Origin of the sequence: Kribbia dieselivorans NBRC 106261 (assembly GCF_001552435.1) — a bacterium.
Lineage (GTDB): Bacteria > Actinomycetota > Actinomycetes > Actinomycetales > Dermatophilaceae > Kribbia > Kribbia dieselivorans.
In genome coordinates this window covers 1-11,029 of record NZ_BCRE01000027.1, presented here as the reverse complement: position 1 = coordinate 11,029, position 11,029 = coordinate 1, and the positions used below count along the sequence as shown (strand labels likewise).

The following is an 11,029-nucleotide window of genomic DNA, read 5'->3' as shown; positions in this document are numbered from 1 at the left end:
CGGTGGCGGCAGCGGCGCGACCGGCACCCCCAGACCGGAGCGTCGAGGGGAGACCCGACGGGCGACGCGGCGGGTGGCGGCCCGTGCTCCGTACCGTGGGGCTGGTTCTGGGGGTCGCGATGCTGTGGTTCGCGCTGACCGCCCCCACCGCGCCGGATCGCCTCTCCCTCGCCGCGTTCGGGCGCCTCCCGCTCGAGGCGATCGTGCTCGCCGCGCTGATCCTCGTAATGCCGGCGCGCGGGGCCCGGGCCGTCGGTCTCGGTGCGGGCCTCGTGATGGGCGTGGTCGCGGTGCTCAAGCTCCTCGACCTGGGGACCTTCACCGTGCTCGGCCGTCCCTTCGAACTCATCACCGACATGCCGATCCTGACGGCCGGGCTGTCCTTCGTCGGCGACGCGGCCGGCCCGTGGGCGGAGCGCGGTGTCGCGGCGGCCGTCATCGCGCTCACCGTCACCGTCCTCGCTGCCGTGCCGTGGACGATGCTCCGTCTCGTACCCCTCGTGCGGCGTCACCGTCACCGGGCCCTGCAGGGGTGCGCCGCGCTGATGGCGGCGTGGCTGGCGCTGGCCGTCGCCGGCGTGCGGTCACCGGGCGGCGATCCGGTGGCCATGGTCGGCGTCGCGCCCTACACCGCGGGCAAGGTCACCGCCTCGATCGAGGCGCGACGCGACCTGGCACAGTTCGAGCAGACCCTCGCCGCCGACCCCCTCGCGGCGACGCCCCCGAGCCTGTCGGCGTTCGCCGGCACCGACGTCCTCGTCGTCTTCGTCGAGAGTTATGGCCGGGTCGGCAGCCGGAGCTCGTCGCTCCGCGCGCCCTCGGTGACGGGTCGATCTACACCGCGATCGCGGCGAGGTCGATCGGTCCGGGGCAGGTGCTGGGCCACTCGGCCGCGCTCGCCGCGGCGTACCGGACGTCCATCGCGTACTCGCTGACGAGCCTCCTCGACTTCGTCGCCGGTCACGCCCGTGACCCCCTCGTCGTCGTCATGCTCGGGGATCATCAGCCGGCGGCCACCGTCAGCGGCTCCAGCGGCAATCGGGACGTGCCGGTGAGCATCATCGCCTCCGATCCCGCCCTGGTCCACCGCGTGCTGGCTTGGGGTTGGACGCCCGGGCTGCTCCCGGCCCACGACGCTCCGGTGGCGCCGATGGCGAGCTTCCGCGACCGGTTCCTGGCGCTCGGGAACCCGAGATGACCGACCCCCTGGCCCTGCGCGAGCGCCACCTGTGGGAGGCCCGGCGTGCGGGTTTCGCGGCGGGCGAGTTCGTCGGGCAGCAGAGTTTCGTCTCGGTCTCGGAGCTGCGTTGGCTCGCTGCCCACGCGCGCGTCGGGGCCGGTTCACGGGTGCTCGACGTGTGCTGTGGCCTGGCCGGGCCCGGGTTGTGGCTCGCCGGCGAGTACGGGTGCGCCTACCTCGGGATCGACGCCGACGAGGAGGCCATCGCGACGGCTCGGCGGCGCGCCGCCGCCGCGGGACTGCGGGCCGACTTCGAGGTGCACCGGGTCCTGCCGATCCCGGACGGGCCGTTCGACATCGTGCTGGTGCTCGAGACCCTGCTCGCCTTCCGGGACAAGGCCGCGCTGTTGAGCCAGATCGCCGCCGCGTTGGCCCCGGGCGGGCGGGTGGCCCTGACGGTCGAGGCCGGAGCCCCGTTGACGGACACCGAGCGCACCGCCATGCCCGGCGCCGACACGGTCTGGCCGACGACCCTGGCCGAGTTGCGCGCCGACCTGCGCGATGCCGGGCTGCGTGTGGTCGAGACCATCGACTGCACGCCTGCCCACGCGCGCGTGGCCGGTGCCATCGCCGACGCGTACGAAACCCGGGCGTCCGCGCTCGACCCGCTCATCGGCGCTCCGGTGCGAAGTGACCTCGTCGCCGGACATCGACTCTGGGCGCAGTGGCTCCGATCGGGCCGCATCCGCAAGGTCGCCCTGGTCGCGTGCCTCGCCGAGTGATGGATGCGCGTGCCCTATGGTGCGCGATAGGGCGCGCGGATCCATCACTCGGCGGGGGTGACGGGCTGGTCAGTCGGTGACCGTCACGGTGATCTGATGCCAGCCGGTCGCGCCGGCGGGGAACGGCGAGGCCTGACGGTCCGTCTGCACCGCGCCGGTGCCGTCGGTTGCCCGGACCGTGATGGCATGGCGCCCCGGCGTGGCCTCCCACGGCAGGTACCACTGGCGCCAGCAGTCGACATTGGCCTCGAGCCCGAGCGTCGCGCGGCGCCACGGATCGCCGTCGACGCGGACCTCGACGCGTCCGATGCCACGACCCTGCGCCCAGGCCACGCCGCCGATGGCCGTTGCGCCGGGGGAGAGGCTGCGGCCGTCGCGCGGGGTGTCGATGCGCGCCTGGGTGCGGACCGTGCCGTCCGTGGCCCAGCCTCGCTCGGTCCAGTAGGCGCGGGCGGCGTCGTAGCGGGTGACGGTCAGGCGGGTCAGCCACTTGGTGGCCCCGACGAAGCCGTACAGGCCCGGTGTGACCAGACGCGCGGGGAACCCGTGCGCCTGGGGCAGTTGGGTGCCGTTCATCCCGACCGCGACGAGCGCTCCCCGGTCGTCGAGCAGTGCCGAGAGCGGAGTCGAGATCGTCATCCCGTCCGTCGACGTCGAGAGAACCTGGAGGTCGGGATTGCGCGGGTCCTCGGTGAGACCGGCCCGCGCGAGCAGGTCGCGCGTCGGTACCCCGAGCCACCGGGCCGTGCCGATGTAGGGGCCGCCGACCTCGTTGGAGACGCAGTTGAGCGTGATGTCGCGCTCGACCATCGGCAGCGCCAGCAGTTCGTCGATGCCCAGCGAGAAGCCATGGGGCACCTCGCCGTCCACCGACAGTGACCAGTCGGCGGGGTTGACCCGAGGCGTGAGCAGGGCGGTGTCGATGCGGTAGAACGACCCGTTGGCCGTGATGAATGGCGAGATTCCCGGAGCGCGGACGCTGACCCCGGCGGGCAAGGGTGGCAGCGGGTCGGTCGGGCCCGGCAGCGCGAGGGTCGGCGCCCGGCCGCGGGTGATGAGTGCCTGCCCGGCGCCGCCCAGGGCCACGGCGGCGACCGCGGTCCCGCCCAACGCGACCACCTCCCGCCGAGTGATGGATCCGCGTGGGCTATCGCGCGCTGTAGGCCACGCGGATCCATCACTCGGCGAGAGGACATCGAGGGTGGCCACGGCGACGACCGCGGCGACGAAGGCGGGTAGCCAGTCGAGGATGCCCGGGGTGGGGCGCAGCACCGCGGCTGCGCCGGCGAGGGCAGCCAGCACGATGAGGAGCGCGGTCGAGGCGAACGGTGAGCGCGGCCGCACCGCCCCGGCGAGGGCGGCCAAGAGCAGTGTGACGAGGATGACCGACCCGATGAGGATCGGTTTGTCGGCGGTGCCGAACGTCGCGACGGCCCATTCCTTGACCGGGGTCGGGGTGGCGTCGATGACCTGGCTCCCGACCGCGAGAACGGGCGAGGCCGAGGGCGAGACGAGCGCCGCGACGACGTGCGCCGCCGCCGTGCCGAGCGCGGCCGCCACGACGCCGCTGGTGGCCGCGGTCAGGATCCGGGCGTCCATGGGACCTTCGAATCTACGCCGCCGCCGGAGTCGCCGACAAGGGTCGGCGCGGTCAGACGCCCTCGATGTTGAGCTGCCGGCGGTCGACGCCGGTGATGAGCGCGTACGTCGCGCCGGCAATGATCGCGCCGACGATCGGGGCGACCCAGAACAGCCACAACTGGCCCGGCGCACCGGCGGCGTGGTAGAACGCGACGGCCGTCGACCGGGCCGGGTTGACCGAGGTGTTGCTGATCGGGATCGAGATGAGGTGGATCAGGGTCAGCGACAGACCGATCGCCAGCGGGGCAAACCCGACCGGAGCGCGCTCGTCGGTCGCGCCGAGGATGACGTAGAGGAAGAACATCGTCAGGATGACCTCGGCGAGGAACACCGCGGCCATCGTGTAACCGCCGGGGGAGTTGTCGCCGTAGCCGTTGGCCGCCATGTGGCCGGCCGCGACGAACCCGTCCTGGCCCTTCGCGATGCCCAGGATCGCCGCTCCGGCAATGAGGCCGGCGACGACCTGGGTGACGATGTACGCCGGGACGTCCTTCCACGAGAACCGGCCGGCGGTCGCGACGCCGATGGTCACGGCCGGGTTGAAGTGCCCGCCGGAGACGTGCCCGACGGCATACGCCATGGTCAGGACCGTCAGACCGAACGCGAGCGCGACGCCGGCGAAGCCGATGCCCAGGCCGGTGTTCGTGCCGTCCTTGAGGTGCACGGCGGCGAAGACCGCCGAACCGCACCCGCCGAAGACCAGCCAGAAGGTGCCGAGGAACTCCGCGCCCAACCGTGCAGGCATGGAATGGGTGTGCATGGTGCGTCTCCTTGGTGGGGGTGATCACGTTGCGCCATCAAAACGCCTCGATCCTGCCACCCCGGATCCGCGGACCGGCGGATTCAATCGCGGCGATCTGCAAACACCGAGGGGACGATTGGGGTGACGTAACGCCCGGTTGCGTCACCCCAATCGTCCCCTCGGCGGAGCCGGGTCACATCCCGTCGATGATGCCGTTCAGCGTGGGGGACGGACGCATCGCGGCGGCGACCTTCGCGGTGTCGGGGTGGTAGTAGCCGCCCATGTCGACCGGCTGGCCCTGAACGCCGATGAGCTCGTCGTTGATCGTCGACTCGTTCTCGCGCAGCGCCGACGCCACCGGGGCGAAGCGGGCCGCGAGGTCGGCGTCGGCGGTCTGCGCGGCCAGCGCGTCGGCCCAGTAGCTCGCCAGGTAGTAGTGCGAGCCACGGTTGTCGATCTGACCGACCTTGCGCGCCGGCGACTTGTTCTCGTCGAGGAACTTCGCGATCGCCTCGTCGAGGGTGTCGGCCAGCACCTGGGCCTGGGCGTTGCCCTGCGCCGCGATGTGCTCCAGCGAGGCACCCAGCGCAGAGAACTCACCCAGGGAGTCCCAGCGCAGGTAGTCCTCCTTGACGAACTGCTGCACGTGCTTGGGCGCTGAACCGCCGGCGCCGGTCTCGAACAGGCCACCACCGGCGAGCAGCGGCACCACCGAGAGCATCTTGGCCGACGTGCCGAGCTCGAGGATCGGGAACAGGTCGGTGAGGTAGTCACGCAGCACGTTGCCGGTCACGGAGATGGCGTCCTCACCCTTGCGGATCCTCTCCAGGGTGTAGGTGATCGCCTCGACCGGGGCCTTGACGATGATCTCGAGGCCGTCGGTGTCGTGCTGGGGCAGGTACTGGTTCACCTTGGCGATGACGTTGGCGTCGTGCGCACGGTTCTCGTCGAGGTAGAACACGGCCGGAGCGCCGGTCGCGCGGGCGCGGGTGACGGCGAGCTTGACCCAGTCCTGGATCGGGATGTCCTTGACGCGCGACTGGCGCCAGATGTCACCGGCCTTGACCTCGTGCTCGGTCAGCACGTTGCCGGCCGCGTCGGTGACCTTGACCGTGCCGTCGGCCGGGATCTCGAACGTCGTCGGGTGCGAGCCGTACTCCTCGGCCTTTTGCGCCATGAGACCGACGTTGGGCACCGAGCCCATGGTGGCCGGGTCGAGTGCGCCGTTGGCCTTGCAGTCGGCGATGACGGCCTGGTACATCGGGCCGTAGCAGCGGTCGGGGATCATCGCGAGCGTCTGCTGCTGCGCCCCGGCAGCGTTCCACATCTGACCGGAGTCGCGAATGACGACCGGCATGGACGCGTCGACGATGACGTCGCTGGGCACGTGCAGGTTGGTGATGCCCTTGTCCGAGTCGACCATCGCCAGCGCGGGGCGGGTGGCGTAGACCGCCTCGATGTCGGCCTCGATGGCGGAGCGCTGTTCGGCCGGCAGGGTGGCGACCTTGGCCAGGAGGTCACCCAGACCCAGGTTCGGGTTGACGCCCAACTGCTCGAACGTCGCTCCGTGCTTCTCGAACACCGGGGCGTAGAACACCTCGACGGCGTGGCCGAACATGATCGGGTCGGAGACCTTCATCATCGTCGCCTTGAGGTGCAGCGAGAGCAGCAGCCCGTCGGCCTTGGCCCGCTCGATCGAGTCGGCGTAGAACGCGCGCAGGGCGTCCTTGCTCAGGTACGTGCCGTCGACGATCTCACCGGCGGTGACGGCCACACCGTCCTTGAGCACGGTCTGCGTACCGTCGGTGCCGATGTGGGTGATCGTCAGGGTGGTGTCGGCGTCGACGATGACGGACTGCTCGTTGCCGTAGAAGTCGTCGCCGGTCATGTCGACGACCTCGGCCTGGTTGTCCGCGGCCCAGGCACCGAGGCGGTGCGGGTGCTTCTTGGCGAAGTTCTTCACCGACAGCGGCGCGCGGCGGTCGGAGTTGCCCTCGCGCAGCACCGGGTTGACGGCCGAACCGAGCACCTTGGAGTATCGCGCCTGGACGTCCTTCTCCTCGTCTGTGGTCGCCTCCTCGGGGTACTCGGGCAGGTCGTAGCCCTGCGACTGCAGTTCGGCGATCGCGGTCTTGAGCTGCGGCACGGAGGCGGAGACGTTGGGCAGCTTGATGATGTTCGCCTCGGGCGACTTGGCCAGCTCACCGAGCTTGGCGAGGTTGTCCTCGACGCGCTGCTCGGCCGTCAGACGCTCCGGGAACTGGGCGAGGATGCGGCCGGCCAGGGAGATGTCGGAGGTCACGACGTCGATGCCGGTGCCCTTGGTGAACGCCTGCACGATCGGCAGCAGGGAGTAGGTCGCCAGCGCGGGCGCCTCGTCGATCTTGGTCCACACGATTTTCGCGGTCATGCCATCTCCGTACTTCTTGTTGGCCAGCACAGTCGGCGTCAATCCTTGCACGGCGCGCCTCGCCCGCGATGCCGGGGCGCTCCGGTAGGCGCCCCCGATGGCGATGGGGAGAACTATCCCGCGGATGCGCAGCGTCCCATCGGGGCCAGATCGTCATGTTCAATGAGAAGGCTGGATGACCGTCGGCCCGTCACGAGCGAAAGGAAGCCGCGCATGCAGGAAAGTCTGCCCTTGGATGCCCGCATCCACGTGGCCGGACATCGTGGTCTGGTGGGTTCCGCGGTGCACCGGCACCTGCTTGCCCAGGGTCACGAGAACCTCATCACGGCAAGCTCGAGCGAACTCGACCTCCGCGACCGGGACGCGACCTTCGACTTCTATCGCGAGCAGCGCCCGCAGGTCGTCGTCCTCGCCGCGGCCAAGGTCGGCGGCATCCTCGCCAACGACACGTACCCGGCCGACTTCTACTCCGACAACGTGCGCATCCAGGTCAACGTCATGGACGCCGCCAAGGAGTACGGCGTCCAGCGGCTCCTCTTCCTCGGCTCCTCGTGCATCTACCCGAAGTTCGCCGACCAGCCGATCCGCGAGGACTCCCTGCTCACCGGCACCCTCGAACCGACCAACGACGCCTACGCGATCGCGAAGATCTCCGGGGTCCTGCACGTCCAGGCGCTGCGCCGCCAGCACGGGCTGCGCTACGTCTCGGCGATGCCGACGAACCTCTACGGCCCGGGCGACAACTTCGACCTCGAGACCTCCCATGTGCTGCCCGCGATGATCCGCAAGTTCCACGAGGCCAAGGTCGCCGACCACGCACCGGTGACGCTGTGGGGCACCGGATCGCCGATGCGCGAGTTCCTCCACGTCGACGACCTCGCGCGGGCGGTCGTGACCATCCTCGAGCGCTACGACGACCCGGCGCCGATCAACGTCGGCACGGGCATCGACCTGACGATCCGTGACCTCGCGCACGCCGTGCAGACGGCGGTCGGCCACGCCGGCGAGATCGTCTGGGACGCCGAGAAGCCCGACGGCACACCGAGGAAACAACTCGACGTCACGCGCCTGACGGCGTTGGGCTGGGCGCCGCAGATCGAATTGGTCGACGGCATCCGCAGCACGTACGAGTGGTTCCTCCAGCACGAACAGGAGATGAGTCGATGAAGGTCAGCCCCGAGCACGGCTCACCCCACGGCGGGGTCGACCCCACCCACGTCGAGGCGGTCGACGCACCCCACGCCGAGATCGACGCGCCCCACACCGGAGCCTCGTTCGGCAGCGCGACCTTCCGGGCGTGCGGCGTCGACCTGCAGGCGGTCACGATCGCGCAGGCGACCGCCCAGATCGTCGACGCCGCCGTCTTCGGCGAACCGCTCGAGGCGCACCTGTGCAACGCCTACACCCTCTCCCTCGTCGACGACGATCCCGAGTTGGCCTTGGCACTGGCCACCGGATACAACCTGCCCGACGGCGCTCCGGTCGCCTGGCTCGGCCGCAACGCCGGTACCGCGGGGCCGATTCGCGGAGCCTCGCTCGTCCAGTCGGTCCTCGACTCCGGCCTCGGTCCGCGGGTGCGGCACTTCTTCTACGGCGGCTGCGAGGGCGTCGCCGCCGAGATGGTCGAGCGCCTCACCGCCGATCGCCCCGGCCTCGAGGTCGCGGGGTACGAGACTCCGCCGTTCACGACGCTGAGTGACGACGACCTCGCGGCGCTTGCGCTGCGCATCCGCGAGGTCGGCAGCCAGATCGTCTGGGTCGGACTGGGCACGCCGAAGCAGGACCACCTCGTGCGGCGGCTCGCGCCCATGGTGGGCATGCCGGTCATCCCGGTCGGAGCAGCGTTCGACTTCTTCGCCGGCCGTGTCGAGGAGGCCCCGGCGCACCTGCACGGCACCGGGTTGGAGTGGGTGCACCGATTCGCGCAGGAGCCCGGCCGGCTCTGGAGGCGCTACCTCGTCGGCAACCCGAAGTTCGTCGCCCGCACGGTCGTCCACGCCGCGCGGGACAAGCGCCGCAACTGACTCACCCCGTGACCGCGGTGTAGAGCGCCTCGGTGCGCGTGAGCCAGGCCTCGACGGTGTACCGCTCGCGGTACCTGGCCCGGGCCGCCGCGGCGTATCGCTCCCGATGGGCCAGAATCTCGGCCACGGCCGCCGGGATCCCGGCGAAGTCGGGCACCGCCACCCCGGCACCGGAGCGTCGTACGTCCAGGGCGGCGGCATTGCCGTCCACGGCGATGACGGGCGTGCCCTGCGCCAACGACTCGCCATAGGTCAGGGGCCCGATCTCGAGCCAGGTCGAGGGGATGACCACCGCCGGGGCGCCGGCGATCGCGGCGGACACCTCCTGCGGCGAGACGTGCCCGGCGAACCGGATCGCCCCACGGCACAGCGCCTCGACCTCGGCCTGCAAGGGCCCGCCGCCGTACACCGCGAGGGGGACCTCGACCGGCCAGACCCGCAGCAGGTCGAGCACGCCCTTCTCGGGGGAGAGCCGGGAGGCCATGACGAATTCGCCCCGGTCCGCGGACGACGCTCCGGCCGTCGGTGCGGGCGTGAAGTGCGGGATGACGTGCAGTTTGTGGGCGGGCACGTCCCACCCCGCGTACACCTGCTCGACGTGCTCACCGGGGCAGATGATCGCGTCCGCGCGCGCCAGCAGCGCGTCGGCGGCCGGCCCCCGGCGGTTGCGGATCGCCAGCGGCAGCGTCGCCACGGCCGACCCGCGATAACAGGCGTGCTGCACCGCGTGCCACGACCCGTCGTCGGGGCAGAGCGTGCACGGTCGGCCCTCGCGCCGCAGCAATCCGTTGGCGCACGCGGGCCGGAAGTTGTGCACGGTGCAGACCACCGGGCCGGGCCAGTCGCGCAGCCACGTCGTCGCAATGTTCGGGAAGAGGTTGTGCACGTGCACGACATCCGGAGCGGCGTCGCTCAGGGCCGGCGTCGGATCCCACCCTCGGCCGGTGGCGACGTTGATCGCGGCGCGCGCGGCGTACCCGCGTTGCTGCGCGAGATCGTCGGTGCGCACCGACACGACGTTCACCTCGTGCCCACGCGTGGTCAGGGCGGCGGCCTGCTGCTCGACCACGACGTTCTCGCCGCTGGGGATCGCCGAGCCGTAGAAGCTGTGCACGAGCGCGATGCGCATCAGCGGGCCTCCGCCAGGGCGCGCAGGCTCGCGAGATACGGCGGCAGGATCGTCGCCCAGTCCAGCCGGTGCGCCACGAACCGCCGCGCGACCGGCCCGGTCGAGCGCGACGGCAGCGCCGCCAACTCGGCCGCCGCGGTCGGAGCATCGTCGAAGTCCACCCCGCTCGCCGCGCCCGCCTCGAGCACCCACCCCGAGGCATGCAGATCGTTCTGCATCAACACCGGAGCGCCGAACGACAGCGCCTCCAGCAGCGACATCGGGTGGCTCTCCCACCGTGAGGGAAAGACGTAACCGTCACTGCGACACAGGAATTCGTCCTTCTCGACACCGCCGATCGGTGCCCCGACCGACACCCGGCCGCCCAGCCCCAGCGCGCCCACGAGCGCCTCGACCCGAGCCTGCCCGTCGTGGTACGTCGGGCCGTGCAGACGCAGCGGCGGCACCTCGTCGGGTGAGGTCAACGCGTACGCCCGCAGCAACCGGTCGAGCCCCTTGTGGTGCGGGCTGTACCGGCCGTGCCAGGCGAGGTACCCGCCCCCGCCGACCCAGCGCGCCTCCGGCACGTCGAAGCCGGTGGGCGCGACCAGCCGCGGCAGCGTGCGCCCGGCGACCGACTCGGCCAGCGTGTGTTCGGGGGCGTAGAACGTGTGGATCGCCCCGGCGTGCGAGAGGTAGGTCTGCTCGGCCCCGAAGCGCGGCAGGCGCGGGGACTTGAGGTCCTCGAGGATCTGCGGCTGGTACACCCCGTGCGGCACGACGACGTACGCGGCGCCCGCGGTGCGCGCCGTGACCGCCGCGACCTGGTTCGACGTCACCCACCCCTCGTGCAGCACGAGCACGTCGCCGCGGCGCAACTGACCGGCGAGGACCGGGATCTGCGTGTGCCGGCCGCGCCCGAGGTGGCGCACGGCGCGGTGCGGCAGGTCCCGCGTCACCGGCAACGCGTTGTGCAGCAACAGCGTGTCGACTCCCGCGTCGAGCGTGGCGCGCTGCCACTGGTCGATGGCGTGCGTCACCCCGGACTGCTTGGCGCAATCCCGGTAGTAGTGGACGATCCTCATGCCGGCGCCACCGCGTCGGCGGCCTCGAACAGCGGCTCGCGGCGCCGCCAGCCCACC

At 71.4% G+C, this 11,029-nt stretch carries 10 protein-coding genes; 5 read left to right on the top strand and 5 right to left on the bottom strand.

The genetic code is table 11. The features are described from left to right. From KD1_RS02575 to KD1_RS02565, 3 genes are all read left to right on the top strand, one after another. On the top strand, nt 1–935 hold a 935-nt coding region (locus KD1_RS02575; protein WP_217995780.1), incomplete at its 5' end, for a hypothetical protein. Beyond that, nucleotides 875–1,198 carry a hypothetical protein gene (locus KD1_RS02570; protein ID WP_068397101.1) on the top strand — a complete coding sequence of 108 codons (324 nt, stop codon included), beginning with the start codon at nt 875–877 and terminating at the stop codon, nt 1,196–1,198. The genes KD1_RS02575 and KD1_RS02570, both read left to right, overlap by 61 nt. Beyond that, nucleotides 1,195–1,962 carry an SAM-dependent methyltransferase gene (locus KD1_RS02565; RefSeq protein ID WP_068397098.1) on the top strand — a complete coding sequence of 256 codons (768 nt, stop codon included), beginning with the start codon at nt 1,195–1,197 and terminating at the stop codon, nt 1,960–1,962. Before KD1_RS02570 ends, KD1_RS02565 begins: the two co-directional genes overlap by 4 nt. 69 nt (nt 1,963–2,031) lie before the next feature. Here KD1_RS02565 and KD1_RS02560 read toward each other — a convergent pair whose 3' ends face one another. The 3 genes from KD1_RS02560 to KD1_RS02550 form a co-directional block, all read right to left on the bottom strand. Beyond that, nucleotides 2,032–3,561, bottom strand: coding sequence for a molybdopterin-dependent oxidoreductase (locus KD1_RS02560; protein WP_068397094.1), 1,530 nt, complete (start codon nt 3,559–3,561; stop codon nt 2,032–2,034). Between the two features lie 52 nt (nt 3,562–3,613). After that, nucleotides 3,614–4,363: an aquaporin Z gene (gene aqpZ / locus KD1_RS02555; RefSeq protein ID WP_068397091.1), complete on the bottom strand. Its 750-nt coding sequence runs from the start codon at nt 4,361–4,363 to the stop codon at nt 3,614–3,616. A gap of 175 nt (nt 4,364–4,538) precedes the next feature. After that, on the bottom strand, nt 4,539–6,755 hold the full coding sequence (locus tag KD1_RS02550; protein WP_068397107.1) for an NADP-dependent isocitrate dehydrogenase: 2,217 nt from the start codon (nt 6,753–6,755) through the stop codon (nt 4,539–4,541). Between the two features lie 213 nt (nt 6,756–6,968). On the opposite strand from KD1_RS02550, the gene KD1_RS02545 reads away from it, so the two are divergent. Continuing rightward, entirely contained in the window at nt 6,969–7,922 is a 954-nt protein-coding gene (locus tag KD1_RS02545; protein ID WP_068397088.1) for a GDP-L-fucose synthase family protein, read from the top strand. Beyond that, complete coding sequence (locus tag KD1_RS02540) at nt 7,919–8,779, top strand: WecB/TagA/CpsF family glycosyltransferase (protein ID WP_068397085.1); 861 nt, start codon at nt 7,919–7,921, stop codon at nt 8,777–8,779. Before KD1_RS02545 ends, KD1_RS02540 begins: the two co-directional genes overlap by 4 nt. Nucleotide 8,780: 1 nt before the next feature. On the opposite strand, the gene KD1_RS02535 is transcribed toward KD1_RS02540, so the two are convergent. Both KD1_RS02535 and KD1_RS02530 read right to left on the bottom strand, forming a co-directional pair. Next, nucleotides 8,781–9,908 carry a glycosyltransferase family 4 protein gene (locus KD1_RS02535; RefSeq protein ID WP_068397082.1) on the bottom strand — a complete coding sequence of 376 codons (1,128 nt, stop codon included), beginning with the start codon at nt 9,906–9,908 and terminating at the stop codon, nt 8,781–8,783. Continuing rightward, the coding region (locus KD1_RS02530) for a glycosyltransferase (protein WP_217995779.1) at nt 9,908–11,029 on the bottom strand (1,122 nt) is incomplete at its 5' end. The genes KD1_RS02535 and KD1_RS02530, both read right to left, overlap by 1 nt.